Origin of the sequence: Streptomyces sp. NPDC048565, from assembly GCF_040650935.1 — a bacterium.
Lineage (GTDB): Bacteria > Actinomycetota > Actinomycetes > Streptomycetales > Streptomycetaceae > Streptomyces.
Genome location: NZ_JBEZIH010000009.1, coordinates 70,577 through 91,283, shown reverse-complemented (window position 1 = coordinate 91,283; position 20,707 = coordinate 70,577). Strand labels below are relative to the sequence as shown.

At 70.9% G+C, this 20,707-nt stretch carries 19 protein-coding genes; 18 read left to right on the top strand and 1 reads right to left on the bottom strand.

The genetic code is table 11. The features are described 5' to 3' along the window. Positions 1-6: 6 nt before the first annotated feature. From AB0C75_RS13630 to nusB, 4 genes are all read left to right on the top strand, one after another. Complete coding sequence (locus tag AB0C75_RS13630; protein ID WP_362890240.1) at positions 7-864, top strand: Pro-rich N-terminal domain-containing protein; 858 nt, start codon at positions 7-9, stop codon at positions 862-864. Between the two features lie 70 nt (positions 865-934). Next, positions 935-2,041: a M24 family metallopeptidase gene (locus tag AB0C75_RS13625; protein WP_362890238.1), complete on the top strand. Its 1,107-nt coding sequence runs from the start codon at positions 935-937 to the stop codon at positions 2,039-2,041. 74 nt (positions 2,042-2,115) lie between these two features. Next, entirely contained in the window at positions 2,116-2,682 is a 567-nt protein-coding gene (efp, locus tag AB0C75_RS13620; RefSeq protein ID WP_362890236.1) for an elongation factor P, read from the top strand. Positions 2,683-2,684: 2 nt separating this feature from the next. Beyond that, a complete protein-coding gene (nusB, locus tag AB0C75_RS13615; RefSeq protein WP_362890234.1) occupies positions 2,685-3,116 on the top strand; it encodes a transcription antitermination factor NusB in 432 nt (143 codons plus the stop codon). A 157-nt stretch (positions 3,117-3,273) separates the two neighbouring features. Here nusB and bldD read toward each other — a convergent pair whose 3' ends face one another. Continuing rightward, complete coding sequence (gene bldD, locus AB0C75_RS13610) at positions 3,274-3,774, bottom strand: transcriptional regulator BldD (protein ID WP_014157378.1); 501 nt, start codon at positions 3,772-3,774, stop codon at positions 3,274-3,276. 232 nt (positions 3,775-4,006) lie between these two features. Here bldD and pyrR point away from each other — a divergent pair, with 232 nt between their 5' ends. The 14 genes from pyrR to AB0C75_RS13540 all read left to right on the top strand — a co-directional run bounded on the left by pyrR (position 4,007) and on the right by AB0C75_RS13540 (position 20,686). Next, positions 4,007-4,591, top strand: coding sequence for a bifunctional pyr operon transcriptional regulator/uracil phosphoribosyltransferase PyrR (pyrR, locus tag AB0C75_RS13605; RefSeq protein WP_362890232.1), 585 nt, complete (start codon positions 4,007-4,009; stop codon positions 4,589-4,591). 90 nt (positions 4,592-4,681) lie between these two features. Further along, on the top strand, positions 4,682-5,698 hold the full coding sequence (locus tag AB0C75_RS13600) for an aspartate carbamoyltransferase catalytic subunit (protein WP_362890230.1): 1,017 nt from the start codon (positions 4,682-4,684) through the stop codon (positions 5,696-5,698). Positions 5,699-5,700: 2 nt separating this feature from the next. Continuing rightward, positions 5,701-6,987, top strand: a complete 1,287-nt coding sequence (locus AB0C75_RS13595) for a dihydroorotase (RefSeq protein WP_362890228.1) — start codon at positions 5,701-5,703, stop codon at positions 6,985-6,987. After that, positions 6,984-7,574: a hypothetical protein gene (locus AB0C75_RS13590; RefSeq protein WP_362890226.1), complete on the top strand. Its 591-nt coding sequence runs from the start codon at positions 6,984-6,986 to the stop codon at positions 7,572-7,574. Before AB0C75_RS13595 ends, AB0C75_RS13590 begins: the two co-directional genes overlap by 4 nt. Beyond that, positions 7,571-8,728 (top strand): glutamine-hydrolyzing carbamoyl-phosphate synthase small subunit, encoded by a 1,158-nt coding sequence (gene carA, locus AB0C75_RS13585; protein ID WP_362890224.1) that lies wholly within the window; start codon positions 7,571-7,573, stop codon positions 8,726-8,728. The genes AB0C75_RS13590 and carA overlap by 4 nt, the downstream gene beginning before the upstream one ends. Next, entirely contained in the window at positions 8,721-12,029 is a 3,309-nt protein-coding gene (gene carB, locus AB0C75_RS13580) for a carbamoyl-phosphate synthase large subunit (RefSeq protein ID WP_362890222.1), read from the top strand. Before carA ends, carB begins: the two co-directional genes overlap by 8 nt. Positions 12,030-12,084: 55 nt before the next feature. After that, positions 12,085-13,194, top strand: a complete 1,110-nt coding sequence (locus AB0C75_RS13575) for a quinone-dependent dihydroorotate dehydrogenase (protein ID WP_362890220.1) — start codon at positions 12,085-12,087, stop codon at positions 13,192-13,194. Next, positions 13,191-14,030: an orotidine-5'-phosphate decarboxylase gene (gene pyrF / locus AB0C75_RS13570; RefSeq protein WP_362890218.1), complete on the top strand. Its 840-nt coding sequence runs from the start codon at positions 13,191-13,193 to the stop codon at positions 14,028-14,030. The genes AB0C75_RS13575 and pyrF overlap by 4 nt, the downstream gene beginning before the upstream one ends. A 244-nt stretch (positions 14,031-14,274) precedes the next feature. Beyond that, positions 14,275-14,598: an integration host factor gene (locus AB0C75_RS13565; protein WP_014157387.1), complete on the top strand. Its 324-nt coding sequence runs from the start codon at positions 14,275-14,277 to the stop codon at positions 14,596-14,598. A 38-nt stretch (positions 14,599-14,636) separates the two neighbouring features. Next, positions 14,637-15,254, top strand: a complete 618-nt coding sequence (gene gmk, locus AB0C75_RS13560) for a guanylate kinase (protein ID WP_362890216.1) — start codon at positions 14,637-14,639, stop codon at positions 15,252-15,254. Between the two features lie 102 nt (positions 15,255-15,356). Beyond that, the gene (gene rpoZ / locus AB0C75_RS13555; protein WP_003970369.1) at positions 15,357-15,629 is read left to right on the top strand and encodes a DNA-directed RNA polymerase subunit omega; all 273 of its coding nucleotides are present in this window, start codon (positions 15,357-15,359) and stop codon (positions 15,627-15,629) included. Positions 15,630-15,767: 138 nt separating this feature from the next. Next, positions 15,768-16,979: a bifunctional phosphopantothenoylcysteine decarboxylase/phosphopantothenate--cysteine ligase CoaBC gene (gene coaBC, locus AB0C75_RS13550; RefSeq protein WP_362890214.1), complete on the top strand. Its 1,212-nt coding sequence runs from the start codon at positions 15,768-15,770 to the stop codon at positions 16,977-16,979. 230 nt (positions 16,980-17,209) lie between these two features. Then, the gene (metK, locus tag AB0C75_RS13545; protein ID WP_362890212.1) at positions 17,210-18,433 is read left to right on the top strand and encodes a methionine adenosyltransferase; all 1,224 of its coding nucleotides are present in this window, start codon (positions 17,210-17,212) and stop codon (positions 18,431-18,433) included. A gap of 108 nt (positions 18,434-18,541) precedes the next feature. Then, positions 18,542-20,686: a primosomal protein N' gene (locus AB0C75_RS13540; protein ID WP_362890210.1), complete on the top strand. Its 2,145-nt coding sequence runs from the start codon at positions 18,542-18,544 to the stop codon at positions 20,684-20,686. Positions 20,687-20,707 lie beyond the last annotated feature (21 nt).

Below are 20,707 nucleotides of genomic sequence, written 5' to 3'. Positions count from 1 at the left end.
CACCGGATGCAGCACGCAGTGGGGGCCCCGCTGCCGCCGCCCCAGGGTCCCGGTAACGGGCCGTGGACGCACCAGGCCCAGCACCCAGGCCACCCCGGACCAGCGGGGCCGCCTCCGCCACCCATGGCCCCCGGGTCCTCCCAGCCGCAGGCACCGCCGCCGCAGGCACCGCCGCAGTCGGCACCGCCGCCGCAGGCACCGCGGCACGCCCCGGCCCTGTCCTCCCCGGAGACCACCGGGCACATCCAGCTGCCGCCGGGCGGCCCCGTCCCGCTGCCCGCGCCGCCCGCGGACGCGGGCACCGGCGCCGCGACCCTGGCCGTGCTGCTGATCGGACCCGCCGGAGCGGGCAAGACCACGGTCGCCAAGCTCTGGGCCGGCCGCCGCCGGGTGCCCACCGCGCATGTGTCCCTGGACGACGTCCGCGAATGGGTCTGCTCCGGCTTCGCCGACCCGCAGGCCGGCTGGAACGACCACTCCGAGGCCCAGTACCGTCTGGCCCGGCGCACCTGCGGCTTCGCCGCCCGCAATTTCCTGGCCAACGGCATCTCCTGCATCCTCGACGACGCCGTCTTCCCCGACAGGCCGGTCGTCGGCCTGGGCGGCTGGAAGCGCCATGTGGGCCCCGGACTGCTCCCCGTGGTCCTCCTGCCCGGCCTCGAGGTGGTCCTGGAGCGGAACGCGGCGCGCAGCGGCAACCGCAGGCTCTCCGACGAGGAGGTCGCCCGGATCCACGGCCGTATGGCCGGCTGGTACGGCTCCGGCCTGCCGATCATCGACAACTCCACCTACGACGTCGAGACGACCGCCCGGGTCCTCGACGACGTCCTGGCGCGCTCCATAGCCAGCCCGCCCGCCTGGTAGCGGCGGTGCCGGTTCCCGGTCGGGTGCGCTGACCGGGCGGGGCCCCGCCCACGCTCGTAGGCTCACAAACATGTCAGAGGTGTACGCCGTCCGACGCGGGCTGCTGCGCGACCGGTACGCCGCCGCCGGATCCGCGGCCGCCCTGGTCACCCGCCCCGCGAACGTCCGCTATCTCGCGGGCGGTGCCCCGCCGGGCGCCGTGCTGCTGCTCGGTCCCGGCGATGATGTCCTGCTCTGCCCCCGCGCGCCGACCGGTGATCCCGCCCATGGGCGCCCCGACGAAGGGCTGCGGGTGAGTGTCCTGGCCGAGACCGACGACGACCCGGTGGTCGCGGCGGCCGCTCTCGCCGGCGGTCTCGGCGCCGGCTCCCTGTCGGTCGAGGAACACGATCTGACGGTCTCCCGCCACCGCGCCATGGGCTCCGCGGCCCCGGGTCTGCGCCTGTGCGACCTCGGCACCGCCGTGGAACAGCTGCGCCTGGTGAAGGACGAGGAGGAGATCGCCTGTCTGCGGATCGCAGCGGAGATCACCGACCAGGCGCTCGGTGAACTCCTCGAATCCATCCTGGTGGGGCGCACCGAACGCCACCTCGCCCTGGAGCTGGAGCGCCGTCTGGTGGACCACGGCGCCGACGGCCCGGCCTTCGCCACCTCCGTGGGGACGGGCCCGCACTCCGGTCAGGGCCGCCACAGGCCCACCGACCGCAGGGTCGAGGAAGGCGATTTCCTTTCCGTCTGCCTGGGCGCGAACTACCACGGCTACCGCTGCGAGATCGGCCGGACCTTCGTCATCGGAACCAGTCCCGCGGACTGGCAGATCGAGCTCTACGATCTCGTTTTCGCCGCTCAGAGGGCCGGACGGGAGGCTCTGCGCCCCGGAGCCGCCTACCGCGACGTGGACCACGCGGCCCGTCATCTCCTGGACTCGGCGGGTCACTCGGAATGCCTCAGGCCCAGCACGGGACACGGTGTCGGACTCGAAATCGACGAGGACCCGCAGTTGGCACCGACAGCCATGGGTAAACTGGACGCTTGTGTGCCGGTCACCGTCGAACCGGGGGTCCACCTCCCGGGCCGGGGCGGTGTCCGGATCGATGACACGCTCGTCGTGCGCCCCGAGGCGGACGGCGGACCCGAGCTACTCACCATTACGACCAAGGAGCTGCTCGCGCTCTAGGAGATCTCCCCATGGAGGACTCCGGCGCGCATCCTTGGCCGTCCACCAGCTTCAGTCCAGGAGATTCCGCAACCGTGGCTTCCACGAACGACCTCAAGAACGGCCTGGTGCTCAAGCTCGACGGAGGCCAGCTCTGGTCCGTCGTCGAGTTCCAGCACGTCAAGCCCGGCAAGGGCCCCGCCTTCGTGCGCACCAAGCTCAAGAACGTGCTCTCCGGCAAGGTCGTCGACAAGACGTTCAACGCCGGTGTGAAGGTCGAAACGGCCACCATCGACCGCCGTGACATGCAGTTCTCGTACATGGACGGCGAGTACTTCGTCTTCATGGACATGGACACGTACGACCAGCTGATGGTCGACCGCAAGGCCGTCGGTGACGCCGCCAACTTCATGATCGAGGGCTTCACCGCCTCCGTCGCCCAGCACGAGGGCGAGGTGCTCTACGTCGAGCTGCCCGCCGCGGTCGAGCTGACCATCCAGCACACCGACCCGGGCGTCCAGGGCGACCGCTCCACCGGTGGCTCCAAGCCCGCCACCCTGGAGACCGGCTACGAGATCGGTGTCCCGCTCTTCATCACGACCGGCGAGAAGATCAAGGTCGACACCCGTACGGGCGACTACCTCGGCCGGGTGAACAGCTAACCGTGGCTGCCCGCAACAAGGCCCGCAAGCGCGCCTTCCAGATCCTTTTCGAGGCCGACCAGCGCGGTGAGTCCGTGCAGACGGTCCTCGCGGACTGGGTACGGCTCTCGCGGACCGACGACCGTCAGCCGCCGGTCGGTGAATTCACGATGGAACTGGTCGAGGGGTACGCGCAGTACGCCGACCGGATCGACGACCTCATCGTCACCTACGCCGTGGACTGGGAGATCGACCGCATGCCGGTCGTCGACCGGAACATCCTGCGGCTCGGAGCGTACGAGCTGATCTGGATGGACGCGACCCCGGACGCCGTGGTGATCGACGAGGCGGTCCAGCTCGCCAAGGAGTTCTCCACGGACGACTCCCCGACCTTCGTGAACGGCCTGCTGGCCCGGTTCAAGGACCTCAAGCCGAATCTCCGCCGGGAGCAGTAGTCTCCGGCGGTGTCGAGCCGCACGAAGGGCCCACGGTCGCACGCGGCCGTGGGCCCTTCGGCATACAGGCCCGGCCGGAACACGGAGTACGGAAAACGCCGGACCGGCAGGGCCCGAGGGCCCCGCCGGTCCGGCGTACGTGTCTGGGTGGGGCCGCTCAGCCCTCGTCGTGGGCGACCGCGCGACGCGCGTCGGCGTCCAGCACACCCCAGCTGATCAGCTGCTCCGTGAGCACGGACGGGGACTGGTCGTAGATCACGGCCAGCGTGCGCAGGTCGTCCTGGCGGATGGACAGCACCTTGCCGTTGTAGTCGCCGCGCTGGCTCTGGATCGTCGCCGCGTAACGCTGCAGCGGTCCGGCCTTCTCCGGCGGCACATGGGCGAGGCGCTCCAGGTCGAGGACCAGCTTCGGCGGCGGCTCGGCGGCACCGCCGGGCGTCGTGCCGGGCAGGAGCTCCTGCACCGGAACGCCGTAGAAGTCGGCCAGCTCGGCAAGTCGCTGAACGGTCACGGCGCGGTCGCCGCGCTCGTAGGAACCGACCACGACGGCCTTCCAGCGGCCCTGCGACTTCTCCTCCACGCCGTGGAGGGAGAGGCCCTGCTGGGTGCGGATGGCGCGGAGCTTGGCCCCGAGCTGCTTTGCGTATTCGCTGGACATAAGGCTCCCCGGACGCTGGGACATTCTGCGGCTGTGCCGCGTGGCTGCCGCGTGGCTGGTAACTCACTGTGAGGTTACGCAGCGTTACTTGGCTGCGTCAAGCCGAAAGGTCCGGACTGCGGCCTCCCGGGGGCGGGGTCGGGGCCTCGCACAAGCCCTGGTAACGTGGATGACGCAATTTCGACGTCCTTTAACATCCGTCCAGTGAGGCGGAGAAGGAGGTCCGTTTCTTATGGACGCACAGCATGACGACACCGGCAATGCGGCACGCCCCGTTCTCGAGGCTCCCGACATCGCCCGGGTACTGACCCGGATCGCCCACGAGATCGTCGAACGCGCCAAGGGCGCCGACGATGTGGTGCTCCTCGGCATCCCGACACGCGGGGTCTTCCTCGCCCGTCGGCTCGCCGAGAAACTCCAGGAGATCACCGGCCGAAAGACGCCGGTCGGGTCGCTCGACATCACGATGTACCGCGACGATCTGCGCATGCGCCCCGCGCGCGCTCTCGCACGCACCGAGATCCCCGGCGAGGGCATCGAAGGCCGCCTCGTCGTCCTGGTCGACGACGTGCTCTTCTCCGGCCGCACGATCCGCGCGGCACTCGACGCGCTCGGCGACATCGGCCGGCCCCGTGCCGTACAGCTCGCGGTCCTCGTCGACCGCGGCCACCGCGAACTCCCGATCCGCGCCGACTACGTCGGCAAGAACCTCCCCACGTCGCTGCGGGAGACGGTCAGGGTCCAGCTCGCCGAGGAGGACGGCCGTGACGCCGTGCTGCTCGGCGTCAAGCAGACCATCCCGGCAGGCGAGCAGTAGCCGAGTCCCGTCCCGTGCGCGCCACCGGCCGCACGGCTGCTTCGGCACGCCCACCCGCCTGATCCCTCCACCCTTCACGGAGACTCCCAGATGCTGCGCCCTCCCGGCGACAACCCCCGGACCCCCCGTCACCTCATCTCGGCCAGGGACCTCACCCGCGACGACGCCGTCCTGATCCTCGACACCGCCGAGGAGATGGCCAGGGTCGCGGACCGGCCGATCAAGAAACTCCCCACCCTGCGTGGACGAACGGTCGTCAACCTCTTCTTCGAGGACTCGACCCGGACCCGGATCTCGTTCGAGGCCGCAGCCAAGCGGCTGTCGGCCGATGTCATCAACTTCTCCGCGAAGGGCTCGTCCGTCTCCAAGGGCGAGTCGCTCAAGGACACCGCCCTGACCCTGGAAGCCATGGGCGCCGACGCCGTCGTCATCCGGCACGGCGCTTCCGGGGCCCCGTACCGCCTCGCGACCTCGGGCTGGATCGACAGCGCGGTGGTCAACGCGGGCGACGGCACCCACGAGCACCCCACCCAGGCCCTGCTGGACGCCTTCACCATGCGCCGCAGGCTGGTCGGTCCCGACGCGGGCATCGGCCGCGACCTCGAAGGCCGCCGGATCACGGTCGTCGGCGACATCCTGCACAGCCGCGTGGCCCGCTCCAACGTGCACCTGCTGCACACGCTCGGTGCGCACGTCACCCTGGTGGCCCCGCCCACCCTCGTGCCCGTCGGCGTGGAGCAGTGGCCCTGCGACGTCAGCTACAGCCTTGACGACGTGCTGCCGAAGTCGGACGCCGTCATGATGCTCCGTGTGCAGCGCGAGCGGATGAACGCCGCCTACTTCCCGACCGAGCGCGAGTACTCGCGCCGCTACGGCCTGGACGGCGAACGCATGGCCAGGATGCCGGAGCACGCCATCGTGATGCACCCGGGCCCGATGGTCCGCGGCATGGAGATCACGGCCGATGTCGCCGACTCCGACCGCTGCACCGCCGTCGAACAGGTCGCGAACGGCGTCTCCACCCGCATGGCCGTCCTTTACCTGCTGCTGGGCGGTTCCGAGACCGCCCTGCCGTCCGCCGCCGCCCGTACCGAGGAGAACAAGTAACCATGAGCAAGATCCTGATCCGCGGTGCGAAGGTCCTCGGCGGCGAGCCGCAGGACGTGCTCATCGACGGCGAGACGATCGCGGAGACCGGCACCGGAATCGAGGCGGCTGACGCCACCGTGATCGAGGCGGCCGGCCACGTCCTGCTGCCCGGACTCGTCGACCTGCACACCCATCTGCGCGAGCCGGGACGCGAGGACTCGGAGACCGTCCTCACCGGCACCAAGGCGGCGGCGGTCGGAGGCTTCACCGCCGTCCACGCCATGGCCAACACCTTCCCCGTCGCCGACACCGCGGGTGTCGTCGAGCAGGTCTGGCGGCTCGGCAGGGAGTCCGGCTACTGCGACGTGCAGCCCGTCGGGGCCGTCACCGTCGGCCTGGAGGGCAAGCAGCTCGCCGAGCTCGGCGCCATGCACGACTCCGCCGCCGGAGTGCGGGTCTTCTCCGACGACGGCAAGTGCGTCGACGACGCGGTGATCATGCGCCGCGCCCTGGAGTACGTGAAGGCCTTCGACGGAGTCGTCGCCCAGCACGCTCAGGAGCCCCGCCTCACCGAGGGCGCCCAGATGAACGAGGGCGTCGTATCGGCCGAGCTCGGCCTCGGCGGCTGGCCCGCCGTCGCCGAGGAGTCCGTCATCGCCCGCGATGTGCTCCTCGCCGCCCATGTCGGCTCCCGGGTGCACATCTGCCACCTGTCGACCGCGGGTTCCGTGGAGCTCGTCCGCTGGGCCAAGTCCAAGGGCTGGAACGTCACCGCCGAGGTCACCCCGCACCATCTGCTGCTGACCGACGAGCTCGTGCGGACCTACAACCCCGTCTACAAGGTGAACCCGCCGCTGCGCACCGAGGCCGACGTCATGGCCCTGCGCGAGGCGCTCGCCGACGGCACCATCGACTGCGTGGCCACCGACCACGCCCCCCACCCGCACGAGGACAAGGACTGCGAGTGGGCCGCCGCCGCCATGGGCATGGTGGGCCTGGAGACCGCGCTCTCCGTGGTCCAGCAGACGATGGTGGACACCGGGCTCCTCGACTGGGCGGGCGTGGCCGACCGCATGTCGGTGCGCCCCGCGGGCATCGGCAGGCTCGAAGGGCACGGCCGGCCCGTCTCGGCGGGTGAGCCCGCCAACCTCACCCTGGTCGATCCGGCATACCGTGGAGCCGTGGACCCCGCGGGCTTCGCCTCCCGCAGCCGCAACACTCCGTACGAGGGTCGCGAGCTGCCCGGCCGAGTGACCCACACCTTCCTGCGGGGCCGTGCCACGGTCGTCGACGGGAAGCTCGCGTGACAACACTCAACAGCCTGTACCAGCTCGCCGCCGACGAGAAGTCGGCCGAAGTGACGGACTGGTCCGCCCGCATCAGCTGGGTCGTCGGACTGCTCGTCCTCATCGCGTTCGTCTACTGGCTGATGCGCCAGGGATGGAAGTGGCGGGGGAGCCTCCAGTCGGACCTGCCCGAGCTCGCGACCACCCCCGAAGGCTTCACCGACGGCGAGACGCTGCTCACACTCACCGGCCGCTACCACGCCTCGACGACCGCGGGCCAGTGGCTCGACCGCATCGTGGCGCACGGCCTCGGCACCCGCAGCCGGGTCGAGCTGACCCTCACGGGGCAGGGCCTCGACGTCGTACGCCCCGGGGCCGCCGACTTCTTCGTGCCGGCCGCCGATCTGCGCGAGGCCAGGACCGACAAGGCGCTCGCCGGGAAGGTCCTGCCCGAGGGGGGCCTCCTGGTCATCACCTGGGCGCACGGCGGGACGCTGATCGACTCCGGCTTCCGCTCCGACCACTCGGCCGAGCACCAGGCGTGGGTCGACGCCGTGAACCACCTCACCAGCACCACCATCAGCACGACGGAAGGCACCGCACGATGACGATCTCCAATCCGGGGCACGCCTCGAAGAGGAAGGCGGTGTCTCCCGCCGTACTCGTCCTGGAGGACGGCCGCTCCTTCCGCGGCCGCGCCTTCGGGGCCGTGGGGGAGACCTTCGGGGAAGCGGTGTTCTCCACGGGCATGACCGGCTACCAGGAAACGCTGACCGACCCCTCGTACCACCGCCAGGTCGTCGTCATGACCGCCCCGCACGTCGGCAACACCGGTGTGAACGACGAGGACCCCGAGTCGAAGCGCATCTGGGTCTCCGGCTACGTCGTGCGCGACCCCGCCCGCCACCCCTCGAACTGGCGCTCGCGCCGCACCCTGGACGACGAGCTCGCGAGTCAGGGCGTCGTCGGCATCAGCGGCATCGACACCCGCGCGCTCACCCGCCATCTGCGGGAGCGCGGCGCGATGCGCGTCGGCATCTTCTCCGGGAACGCCCTTGAGGACGAGGGCGTGCTCCTCGCCAAGGTGCGCCAGGCACCCGAGATGGCCGGCGCCGACCTCGCGGCCGAGGTCGCCACCAAGGAGGCCTACGTCGTCCCCGCCGTCGGCACCAGGAAGTTCACCGTCGCGGCGATCGACCTCGGCATCAAGGGCATGACCCCGCACCGCATGGCCGAGCGCGGCATCGAGGTGCACGTCCTGCCGGCGACCGCCACGCTCGACGAGGTGTACGCGGTCGCACCCGACGGAGTCTTCTTCTCCAACGGCCCCGGCGACCCGTCCGCCGCCGAGCACCCCGTCGCCCTCATGCGAGGCGTCCTGGAGCGGAAGACCCCGCTCTTCGGCATCTGCTTCGGCAACCAGATCCTGGGCCGCGCCCTCGGATTCGGCACCTTCAAGCTGAAGTACGGCCACCGGGGCATCAACCAGCCCGTGCAGGACCGCACGACCGGAAAGGTCGAGGTCACCGCGCACAACCACGGCTTCGCCGTCGACGCCCCGCTCGACAAGGTCTCCGACACGGAGTTCGGCCGCGCCGAGGTCTCCCACGTATGCCTGAACGACCAGGTCGTCGAAGGCCTCCAGCTGCTGGACCAGCCGGCCTTCAGCGTCCAGTACCACCCCGAAGCAGCCGCCGGCCCGCACGACGCCGCATACCTCTTCGACCGTTTCGTCACCCTGATGGAGGGCCAGCGTGCCTAAGCGCTCCGATATCCAGTCCGTCCTGGTCATCGGCTCCGGTCCGATCGTCATCGGGCAGGCCGCCGAGTTCGACTACTCCGGGACCCAGGCCTGCCGGGTGCTCAAGGCCGAGGGCCTGCGCGTCATCCTGGTGAACTCCAACCCGGCGACGATCATGACCGACCCGGAGATCGCCGACGCCACGTACGTCGAGCCGATCACGCCGGAGTTCGTCGAGAAGATCATCGCCAAGGAGCGCCCCGACGCGCTGCTCCCGACCCTCGGCGGGCAGACCGCGCTCAACACCGCCATCTCCATGCACGACAACGGAGTGCTGGAGAAGTACGGTGTCGAGCTCATCGGCGCCAACGTCGAGGCCATCAACAAGGGCGAGGACCGCGAGCTCTTCAAGGGAGTCGTCGAAGCCGTCAAGGCGAAGATCGGCTACGGCGAGTCCGCCCGTTCCGTCATCTGCCACACCATGGACGACGTCATCGAGGGCGTCGACACCCTCGGCGGCTACCCCGTCGTCGTCCGCCCCTCCTTCACCATGGGCGGCGCCGGCTCCGGCTTCGCCCACGACGAGGGGGAGCTGCGCCGCATCGCGGGACAGGGACTCACGCTCTCGCCGACCACCGAGGTGCTCCTGGAGGAGTCCATCCTCGGCTGGAAGGAGTACGAGCTGGAGCTCATGCGCGACCGGAACGACAACGTCGTGGTCGTCTGCTCCATCGAGAACTTCGACCCGATGGGTGTCCACACCGGCGACTCCATCACCGTCGCCCCGGCGATGACGCTCACCGACCGTGAGTACCAGCGGCTGCGTGACGTCGGCATCGCGATCATCCGCGAGGTCGGCGTCGACACCGGCGGCTGCAACATCCAGTTCGCCATCGACCCGGCCGACGGCCGCGTCATCGTGATCGAGATGAACCCGCGCGTCTCCCGCTCCTCCGCGCTCGCGTCCAAGGCCACCGGCTTCCCGATCGCCAAGATCGCCGCCAAGCTGGCCGTGGGCTACACGCTCGACGAGATCCCCAACGACATCACCGAGAAGACGCCGGCCTCCTTCGAGCCGACCCTCGACTACGTCGTGGTCAAGGCCCCGCGCTTCGCCTTCGAGAAGTTCCCGTCCGCCGACTCCACACTCACCACCACCATGAAGTCGGTGGGCGAGGCCATGGCGATCGGCCGCAACTTCACCGAGGCCCTCCAGAAGGCCCTGCGCTCCCTGGAGAAGAAGGGCTCGCAGTTCGCCTTCACCGGTGAGCCGGGCGACAAGGCCGAACTGCTCGCGGACGCGGTCCGCCCCACCGACGGCCGCATCAACACCGTGATGCAGGCGATCCGGGCAGGTGCCACCCAGGAAGAGGTCTTCGACGCCACGAAGATCGACCCCTGGTTCGTCGACCAGCTCTTCCTGATCAAGGAGATCGCCGACGAGCTGGCCGCCGCCGAGCGCCTCGACACCGACCTGATCGCCGAGGCCAAGCGACACGGATTCTCCGACGCCCAGATCGGCGAGATCCGCGGGCTGCGCGAGGACGTCGTGCGCGAGGTCAGGCACGCGCTCGGTGTCCGCCCTGTCTACAAGACGGTCGACACCTGCGCCGCCGAGTTCGCCGCGAAGACGCCGTACTTCTACTCCAGCTACGACGAGGAGAGCGAGGTCGCGCCGCGCACCAAGCCGGCGGTGATCATCCTCGGCTCCGGCCCGAACCGCATCGGCCAGGGCATCGAGTTCGACTACTCGTGCGTCCACGCCTCCTTCGCCCTGCACGACGCGGGCTACGAGACCGTGATGGTCAACTGCAACCCGGAGACCGTCTCCACGGACTACGACACCTCCGACCGGCTCTACTTCGAGCCGCTCACCCTGGAGGACGTGCTGGAGATCGTCCACGCCGAGACGCTGGCCGGACCGCTCGCCGGTGTCATCGTCCAGCTCGGCGGGCAGACCCCGCTCGGCCTCTCGCAGGCACTCAAGGACAACGGCGTGCCGGTCGTGGGGACGTCCCCCGAGGCCATCCACGCCGCCGAGGACCGCGGCGCCTTCGGCCGGGTGCTCGCCGAGGCCGGCCTGCCCGCCCCCAAGCACGGCACCGCCACCACCTTCGCCGAGGCCAAGTCCATCGCCGACGAGATCGGCTACCCCGTCCTCGTACGCCCCTCGTACGTGCTCGGCGGGCGCGGCATGGAGATCGTCTACGACGAGGCCCGGCTGTCCTCGTACATCTCCGAGTCCACCGAGATCAGCCCCACCCGCCCGGTGCTGGTCGACCGCTTCCTCGACGACGCGATCGAGATCGACGTCGACGCGCTCTACGACGGCACCGAGCTCTACCTCGGCGGCGTCATGGAGCACATCGAGGAGGCCGGCATCCACTCCGGCGACTCCGCCTGCGCGCTGCCCCCGATCACCCTCGGCGGCTTCGACATCAAGCGGCTGCGGGCCTCCACCGAAGGCATCGCCAAGGGCGTCGGCGTACGCGGGCTGATCAACATCCAGTTCGCGCTGTCCGGCGACATCCTCTACGTCCTGGAGGCCAACCCCCGCGCCTCGCGGACCGTCCCCTTCACCTCGAAGGCGACCGCGGTCCCGCTCGCGAAGGCCGCGGCCCGCATCTCGCTCGGCGCGACCGTCGCCGAACTGCGCGCGGAGGGCCTGCTGCCGAAGCACGGCGACGGCGGCACCCTGCCGCTGGACGCGCCGATCTCCGTCAAGGAGGCCGTCATGCCGTGGTCGCGCTTCCGCGACATCCACGGCCGCGGCGTCGACACCGTCCTCGGCCCGGAGATGCGCTCCACCGGCGAGGTCATGGGCATCGACTCGGTGTTCGGCACCGCGTACGCCAAGTCGCAGGCGGGCGCGTACGGCCCGCTGCCCACCAAGGGACGCGCCTTCATCTCCGTCGCCAACCGCGACAAGCGCTCGATGATCTTCCCGGCGCGCGAGCTGGTCGCCCACGGCTTCGAGCTGCTGGCCACCTCCGGCACCGCCGAGGTGCTCAAGCGCAACGGCATCAACGCCACCCTCGTGCGCAAGCAGTCCGAGGGCGAGGGCCCGAACGGCGAGAAGACCATCGTCCAGCTGATCCACGAGGGCGGGGTCGACCTCATCGTCAACACCCCGTACGGAACGGGCGGCAGGCTCGACGGTTACGAGATCCGCACCGCGGCCGTCGCCAGGTCCGTGCCGTGCCTCACGACGGTCCAGGCGCTCGCCGCGGCCGTCCAGGGCATCGACGCGCTCAACCACGGCGACGTCGGCGTGCGTTCCCTCCAGGAACACGCCGAACATCTGATCGCGGCCCGCGACTAGCAGCCCAGCAGGGGGACACCGGAAACGGTGTCCCCCTCTTCATGAGGACACCCCGATGTACAAGTTCTTCTTCCAGCTCGTCTTCAAGCGGATGGACCCGGAGCAGGCGCACCACCTCGCGTTCCGCTGGATCCGCCTCGCCGCCCGCGTCCCCGTCCTGCGCACCTACGTCGCCGCCGTCCTCGCACCCCGGTACGAGGAGCTGCGCACCGAGGCGCTCGGCCTGCGGATGCACGGACCCTTCGGGCTCGCCGCGGGCTTCGACAAGAACGCCGTCGCGATCGACGGCATGTCGATGCTCGGCTTCGACCACGTGGAGATCGGTACGGTCACCGGCGAGCCGCAGCCCGGCAACCCGAAGCAGCGGCTGTTCCGCCTCGTGGCGGACCGGGCGCTGATCAACCGCATGGGCTTCAACAACGAGGGCTCCGAGGCCGTGGCCGAGCGCCTCGCCGCCCGTACCCCGGTCTTCCGTACGACGGTCGGCGTCAACATCGGCAAGACCAAGGTCGTCCCCGAGGACGAGGCCGTGGGCGACTACGTGAAGTCCACCGAGCGGCTCGCCGCCCACGCCGACTACCTCGTCGTCAACGTCTCCTCGCCCAACACGCCCGGACTGCGCAACCTCCAGGCCACCGAGGCGCTCCGCCCGCTGCTCACCGCCGTACGCGAGGCCGCCGACCGCACCGTCACCGGCCGGCGCGTCCCGCTGCTCGTCAAGATCGCCCCGGACCTCGCGGACGAGGACGTCGACGCCGTCGCCGACCTCGCCGTCGAGCTCGGTCTCGACGGCATCATCGCCACCAACACCACCATCGCCCGCGACGGCCTCGGCCTGAGGTCGGAGGCCTCCCTGGTCAAGGAGACCGGCGGGCTCTCCGGCGCACCCCTCAAGGCGCGCTCACTGGAGGTCCTGAGCCGCCTGTACGCCCGCGTGGGGACCCGGATCACCCTGGTGGGCGTCGGGGGCATCGAGAACGCCGAGGACGCCTGGCAGCGCATCCTGGCCGGCGCCACGCTCGTCCAGGGCTACAGCGCCTTCATCTACGAGGGCCCGTTCTACGCCCGCGCGATCCACAAGGGCCTGGCGGCCCGGCTGGCCGCATCGCCGTACACGACACTCGCCGAAGCCGTCGGAGCCGAGACACGGAAGGTCATCCAGTGACCCCTGAACCCTTCGGCGCGCGCCTGCGCCGCGCCATGGACACCCGCGGGCCGCTCTGCGTCGGCATCGACCCGCACGCCTCCCTACTCACCTCCTGGGGCCTGAACGACGACGTCGCGGGCCTGGAGCGCTTCACCCGCACGGTCGTCGACGCGCTGGCCGACCGGGTCGCCGTGCTCAAGCCCCAGTCCGCGTTCTTCGAGCGCTTCGGGTCGCGTGGCATCGCCGTCCTGGAGAAGGCCGTCGAAGAGGCACGCGCGGCGGGCGCCCTCGTCCTGATGGACGCCAAGCGCGGCGACATCGGCTCCACGATGGGCGCCTACGCGGCCACCTACCTCGACAAGGACTCGCCGCTCTTCTCCGACGCGGTCACCGTCTCGCCCTACCTCGGCTTCGGCTCTCTGCGCCCGGCACTGGACGCGGCCGCCGTCTCAGGCGCGGGTGTCTTCGTGCTCGCCCTCACCTCGAACCCGGAGGGCGCGGAGGTCCAGCGCGCCACCGCCGCCGACGGCCGGCCGCTGGCGCGGGTGATGCTCGACCACATGGCCGCCGAGAACGCGGGCGCGACGCCGCTCGGCTCCGTCGGCGCGGTGGTCGGGGCGACGCTCGGGGACGCCGGGGTCGACCTGTCGATCAACGGCCCGCTGCTCGCTCCGGGCATCGGAGCCCAGGGCGCCACGCCCGCGGATCTGCCCAGGGTCTTCGGGGCGGCCGTGGGCAATGTCGTGCCGAGTGTGAGCCGGGGCGTGCTGCGTCACGGACCCGACGCGTCAGGGCTGCGCGAAGCCGCCGGACGGTTCGCGGACGAGGTCCGTACGGCCGTCCCGGAAAGGTGACCATGCCACGTAACGGGCTGTTGACGGAATCCTGACCAAAATTCCGGGTTGTTATGGCCTAAATGTCCGGGTCGGCTCAGGCTGACCAGGACTTTTCGTCTGTTCTCGCTGACTCAGGCGGCCGGGGCCGCTAGTCTCCGTCGAGAGCCAACGCGCACACGTTGTTCGTTGCTCACCAGGTGAGGGGCCACCAGGCTCCCCACCGGTCCGTATCCGACAGATCGACATCCGAGGTGACGTAGGCGTGGCTCTTCCGCCCCTTACCCCTGAACAGCGCGCAGCCGCGCTCGAAAAGGCCGCCGCGGCTCGCCGGGAGCGGGCCGAGGTCAAGAATCGACTCAAGCACTCCGGCGCCTCGCTCCATGAGGTCATCAAGCAGGGCCAGGAGAACGACGTCATCGGCAAGATGAAGGTCTCCGCTCTTCTCGAGTCCCTGCCGGGCGTGGGCAAGGTCCGTGCCAAGCAGATCATGGAGCGTCTCGGTATCTCCGAGAGCCGCCGGGTCCGGGGTCTTGGCTCCAACCAGATCGCATCCTTGGAGCGTGAGTTCGGCGGCAGCGCCGCCTGACGTTCTCAGGCACTCCTGAGAGCGGGGATAATCGCCCCATGGCTGCAACATCCCGGGGGACACCCCCCGTACCCCCGGACGTACGTCCGCGGCTGACCGTGCTCTCCGGACCCTCAGGGGTCGGCAAGAGCACGGTCGTCGCTCATATGCGCAAGGTTCACCCCGAGGTGTGGCTCTCGGTGTCGGCCACGACACGTAAGCCACGCCCCGGCGAGCGCAACGGTGTCCACTACTTCTTCGTGGACAACGAGGAGTTCGACAAGCTGATCGCCAACGGCGAGCTGCTGGAGTGGGCCGAGTTCGCCGGCAACCGGTACGGCACGCCCCGCAGGGCCGTGCTCGAACGCCTGGAGGCCGGCGAGCCGGTGCTGCTCGAGATCGACCTCCAGGGCGCCCGGCTGGTCCGCCAGTCGATGCCCGAGGCCCAGCTCGTCTTCCTGGCGCCGCCCGGCTGGGACGAGCTGGTTCGCCGGCTCACCGGCCGGGGGACGGAGTCGCAGGAGGTGATCGAGCGCAGGCTCGCGGCGGCGAAGGTCGAACTCGCCGCAGAGGCCGAGTTCGATACGACACTTGTCAACACCTCGGTCGAGGACGTGGCACGCGAGCTGCTAACGTTGATGCTGCAGGCTTCCGGCCTCCGTGGTAGCGACGACTGACCTCACCGGTCCTCAGGAGTTCCACGGACGCAGAGCATCACCACTGCGGAACCAGCATGATCAAAGATCTCTTTGATCTCTATCCCCTTCGGAAGGCAGAGAGTGTCCTCTTCCATCACCACGCCCGAGGGCATCATCAACCCGCCGATTGATGAGCTCCTCGAGGCCACCGACTCGAAGTACAGCCTTGTGATCTACGCCGCCAAGCGCGCGCGTCAGATCAACGCGTACTACTCGCAGCTCGGCGAAGGCCTCCTTGAGTACGTCGGTCCGCTCGTCGACACCCACGTGCACGAGAAGCCGCTCTCGATCGCGCTCCGCGAGATCAACGCGGGCCTGCTGACCTCCGAGGCCATCGAGGGCCCCGCGCAGTAGGCAGCAGACGTCTCCTTCACCACAGGCCCGGCGGTCGGTACCCGCCGGGCCTGTGGTGTGTTCCGGTGAGGCAGCATGGGGACGTACGCCATTCACTCCGCACGCGTGTGCGGAGCATCACGAGTGCGGGGAGACGCTGTGGAGAAGCCGAAGGTCGTCCTGGGGGTCAGCGGAGGCATCGCCGCGTACAAGGCGTGCGAGCTGCTGCGCGGGCTGACCGAGTCCGGCCACGACGTACGGGTCGTCCCCACCGAGGCGTCGCTGCACTTCGTCGGGGCGGCCACCTGGTCGGCGCTGTCGGGCAACCCGGTGTCGACCGAGGTCTGGGAGAGCGTGCACGAGGTGCCGCACGTCCGGATCGGCCAGGGCGCGGACCTCGTGGTGGTCGCTCCCGCCACCGCCGACATGCTCGCCAAGGCCGCCCACGGCATCGCCGACGACCTCCTCACCAACACGCTGCTCACCGCGCGCTGTCCGGTCGTCTTCGCGCCCGCGATGCACACCGAGATGTGGGAGCACCCCGCCACCCAGGAGAACGTCGCCACCCTGCGCAGGCGCGGCGCCGTCGTCATCGAGCCCGCCGTCGGCAGGCTCACCGGTGTGGACACCGGCAAGGGCCGGCTGCCCGACCCGGGGGAGATCTTCGAGGTCTGCCGGCGTGTCCTGGCACGGGGCGCAGGCGCCCCCGACCTCGCGGGCCGGCACGTCGTGGTCAGCGCGGGAGGCACCCGCGAGCCGCTGGACCCGGTGCGCTACCTCGGCAACCGCTCCTCCGGCAAGCAGGGTTACGCGCTGGCCCGCACCGCCGTCGCGCGCGGCGCCCGGGTCACGCTGATCGAGACCGGCACCGGCCTCCCCGACCCGGCGGGCGCCGACGTCGTGCGTGTCGGGACCACCGTGCAGCTGCGGGAGGCCGTGCTGAAGGCGGCGGCCGACGCCGACGTGGTGGTGATGGCCGCGGCGGTCGCCGACTTCAGGCCCACCGCCTACGCGACGGGGAAGATCAAGAAGAAGGACGGCGAGGAGCCGGCCCCCGTCGAGCTCGTCCGCAACCCCGACATCCTCGCCGAGGTCGCCGCGGACCGCGCCCGGGAGGGACAGCTCGTCGTCGGTTTCGCCGCCGAGACCGACGACGTACTCGCCAACGGCCGCGAGAAGCTCCGCCGCAAGGGCTGCGACCTTCTCGTCGTCAACGAGGTGGGGGAGCGCAAGACCTTCGGGTCCGAGGAGAACGAGGCGGTCGTGCTGGGCGCCGACGGCGGCGAGACCCCGGTGCCCCACGGGCCGAAGGAGGCGCTCGCCGACACGGTCTGGGACCTGGTGGCGGCGCGTCTTGGCCAGGACGCGTAGGAGCCGTTCCGGCGGGAGTTAACTCACCATATTCGGCCATATCTCGCACCCGGACGGAGGAATTGTCGTACTGCCGTCAACAGTGCCGCAGGTCACAGACCTCCCAAGGAGCGAGACACGTGCCCCATTCACCGGCAGTGACCGATAAACTGGTCGCGGAATGTGCCGGGCGCAGCTCCCGGAGTTCCATCAATGCTCAGCCAGCAGCCGCTGCAACCCCAGGGAGCGATGTGTCCCGCCGTCTCTTCACCTCGGAGTCCGTAACCGAGGGCCACCCCGACAAGATCGCTGACCAGATCAGCGACACGATTCTCGACGCGCTCCTGCGCGAGGACCCGTCCTCGCGCGTCGCCGTCGAGACCCTGATCACCACTGGTCTGGTGCATGTCGCGGGTGAGGTCACGACCAAGGCCTACGCCGACATCCCCAACCTCGTGCGCAACAAGGTCCTGGAGATCGGCTACGACTCCTCCAAGAAGGGCTTCGACGGAGCCTCCTGCGGCGTCTCGGTGTCCATCGGGGCGCAGTCCCCGGACATCGCCCAGGGCGTCGACACCGCGTACGAGAAGCGTGTCGAAGGGTCCTCCCGGAAGGAAGAGGAGGACGAGCTCGACAAGCAGGGCGCCGGCGACCAGGGGCTGATGTTCGGCTACGCCTGCGACGAGACCCCCGAGCTGATGCCGCTACCGGTCAACCTCGCGCACCGGCTCTCGCGCCGGCTCTCCGAGGTCCGCAAGAACGGGACCATCCCGTACCTGCGCCCCGACGGCAAGACCCAGGTCACCATCGAGTACGACGGTGACAAGGCCGTCCGCCTCGACACGGTCGTCGTCTCCTCGCAGCACGCCTCCGACATCGACCTCGACTCGCTGCTCGCGCCCGACATCCGTGAGTTCGTCGTCGAGCACGTGCTCGGCCAGCTCATCGAGGACGGCATCAAGCTGGACACCGAGGGCTACCGCCTCCTGGTCAACCCGACAGGACGCTTCGAGATCGGCGGCCCGATGGGCGACGCCGGCCTCACCGGACGCAAGATCATCATCGACACCTACGGCGGCATGGCGCGCCACGGCGGTGGCGCCTTCTCGGGCAAGGACCCGTCCAAGGTCGACCGCTCGGCCGCCTACGCCATGCGCTGGGTCGCCAAGAACGTCGTGGCGGCCGGGCTCGCCACCCGCTGCGAGGTCCAGGTCGCCTACGCGATCGGCAAGGCCGAGCCGGTGGGTCTGTTCGTCGAGACCTTCGGCACCGCAGCGGTCGACACGGAGAAGATCGAGCACGCCATCGGTGAGGTCTTCGACCTCCGCCCGGCCGCGATCATCCGTGACCTCGACCTGCTCCGTCCGATCTACGCCCAGACCGCGGCGTACGGACACTTCGGCCGCGAGCTCCCCGACTTCACCTGGGAGCGCACCGACCGTGTGGACGCGCTGCGTCAGGCGGCGGGGCTGTAGCACCAGTCGCGACGCCGGGGCCCGGACACCGTACGAGGTGTCCGGGCCCCGGTGCGTGCGGCCGTTCCCCGCCGGGGCGTGTCAGTGGTCTCTGGTAGGAAGGTGGCTGTGAGCAGCGACGACGAGCAGCCCGACGAGCCCGGGGCAGGGGCACCGGAGCAGCTTGCGCTCATCCGGGAGACGGTGCGGCAGGCCAAGGTGCCGCGGGCCAAGCCCAGGACCTGGCGGGGCGCCGCGCTCGCCGGCGAGCTGCCGGTCGCCCGTGTCCTGGTGAACAAGGGCGCACTCCACCTCGACCAGTACTTCGACTACGCCGTCCCCGAGGAGCTCGACGCGGACGCACAGCCCGGCGTCCGGGTCCGGGTGCGGTTCGGGGCCGGGGGGCGTCAGGTCCGCGGCGGCAGACGCGAGGGCGGCGGGCTGATCGACGGCTTCCTGATCGAGCGCCGGGCATCGTCGGACTACCAAGGCGCGCTGGCGGCCCTCGCCTACGTCGTCTCCCCCGAGCCGGTGCTCGGCCCGGAGCTGCTGGAGCTCTCGCGGGCCGTCGCCGACCGGTACGCCGGCAGCCTCGCCGATGTGCTGCAGCTCGCTGTGCCTCCGAGGAGCGGCCGCGCCGAGGGCAGGCCGTCGCCCGAACCCCTGCCGCCGCCGTCCGCCCCGGAGCCCGGCACCTGGGAGCGGTACGCCCAGGGTCCCGGCTTCCTGCGGGCGCTGGCCGACGGTGGGGCGCCCCGGGCCGTGTGGACGGCGCTGCCGGGACCGCACTGGCCCGAGGAGATCGCCCGCGCCATGGCCGCGACCCTGGCCTCGGGCCGGGGCGCCCTCGTCGTCGTCCCTGACGGGCGGAGCGCCGGGCGGGTCGACGCCGCGCTCACCGAGGTGCTGGGCAAGGGACGCCACGCGCTGCTGACCGCCGACTCGGGACCGGAGAAGCGCTACCGGCAGTGGCTGGCGGTCAGGCGCGGCTCCGTGCGCGCGGTGGTCGGCACCAGGGCCGCGATGTTCGCCCCGGTCGCCGACCTGGGCCTGGTGGCCCTCTGGGACGACGGCGACTCCAGCCACAGCGACGACAACGCCCCCTTCCCGCACGTCAGGGAGGTCCTGGAGCTGCGGGCCGCGCACGGCCGCTGCGCCTTCCTGCTGGGCGGGACGAACTGCACGGTGGAGGCGGCCCAGCTGGTCGAGAGCGGCTGGGCCCTGCCGCTGCGCGCGGAGCGTGACCCGCTGCGCGTCGCCGCCCCCCTCGTGCGTACGGTCGGCGACGGGGAGCTCGCGCGGGACGGCGCGGCCCGCTCGGCGCGGCTGCCCAGCCTGGCCTGGCAGACCGTGCGCGACGGTCTGCGCGAGGGCCCGGTGCTCGTCCAGGTGCCGCGCCGGGGTTACGCGCCGAGGCTGGCCTGCGAGCGCTGCCGTGAACCCGCGCGGTGCCGGCACTGCGCGGGGCCGCTCCAGGCGCCGGACCAGCGGGACCTCGACTGCGCCTGGTGCGGGCGTTCCGAGACGGCGTGGAGCTGCCCTGCCTGCGGTGGGGTCCGGCTGCGGGCGCAGATCGTCGGGGCCCGCAGGACCGCCGAGGAGCTGGGGCGGGCGTTTCCCGCCGTCCCCGTGCGGACCTCGGGGCGTGACCATGTGCTGGATTCCGTGCCAGGTCAGCCTGCCCTGGTCGTCAGCACCCCCGGGGCCGAGCCGGTGGCCGACGGCGGTTATGCGGCGGCGCTGCTGCTGGACGGCTGGGCGATGGTCGGCAGGCCCGACCTCCGGGCGGGCGAGGAGGCGCTGCGGCGCTGGACGGCCGCCGCCGCGCTGGTGCGGGGGCAGCCCGATGGGGGCGTCGTGGTGATCGTGGCCGAGCCGACGCTGCGGCCCGTGCAGGCACTCGTCCGCTGGGACCCGGTCGGTCACGCCCGCCGTGAGCTCGCGGAGCGCGCCGAGCTCGGTTTCCCGCCGGTGTCCCGGATGGCTTCGGTCACCGGTCCGCCCGAGGCGGTGGCCGCCTACCTCGCCGGTGCGGAGCTGCCGTCCGAGGCGGAGGTGCTCGGCCCGGTACCGGTGGCGGGAGCCACTCCCGGCAGGCCCCGCAGACAGGGGGACGCCCCGCCCGGCGAGACCTGGGAGCGGGCGCTGGTCAGGGTCCCGCCGGGGCGGGGAGCCGCGTTGGCTGCCGCGCTCAAGACGGCGCAGGCGGCGCGGACGGCCAGGGGCACGGGCGACCCCGTACGGATCAGGATCGACCCGCCCGACATCGGCTGACGTGGCCGGGGCGAAGCGCCG

What these genes read in the sequence shown, in the direction of transcription:
- AB0C75_RS13630 (WP_362890240.1), top strand. Translation starts at nt 7, where the DNA reads ATGCAGCACGCAGTGGGGGCCCCGCTGCCGCCGCCCCAGGGTCCCGGT.
- AB0C75_RS13625 (WP_362890238.1), top strand. Translation starts at nt 935, where the DNA reads ATGTCAGAGGTGTACGCCGTCCGACGCGGGCTGCTGCGCGACCGGTAC.
- bldD (WP_014157378.1), bottom strand. Translation starts at nt 3,774, where the DNA reads ATGTCCAGCGAATACGCAAAGCAGCTCGGGGCCAAGCTCCGCGCCATC.
- pyrR (WP_362890232.1), top strand. Translation starts at nt 4,007, where the DNA reads ATGGACGCACAGCATGACGACACCGGCAATGCGGCACGCCCCGTTCTC.
- AB0C75_RS13600 (WP_362890230.1), top strand. Translation starts at nt 4,682, where the DNA reads ATGCTGCGCCCTCCCGGCGACAACCCCCGGACCCCCCGTCACCTCATC.
- AB0C75_RS13595 (WP_362890228.1), top strand. Translation starts at nt 5,701, where the DNA reads ATGAGCAAGATCCTGATCCGCGGTGCGAAGGTCCTCGGCGGCGAGCCG.
- carA (WP_362890224.1), top strand. Translation starts at nt 7,571, where the DNA reads ATGACGATCTCCAATCCGGGGCACGCCTCGAAGAGGAAGGCGGTGTCT.
- AB0C75_RS13575 (WP_362890220.1), top strand. Translation starts at nt 12,085, where the DNA reads ATGTACAAGTTCTTCTTCCAGCTCGTCTTCAAGCGGATGGACCCGGAG.
- gmk (WP_362890216.1), top strand. Translation starts at nt 14,637, where the DNA reads ATGGCTGCAACATCCCGGGGGACACCCCCCGTACCCCCGGACGTACGT.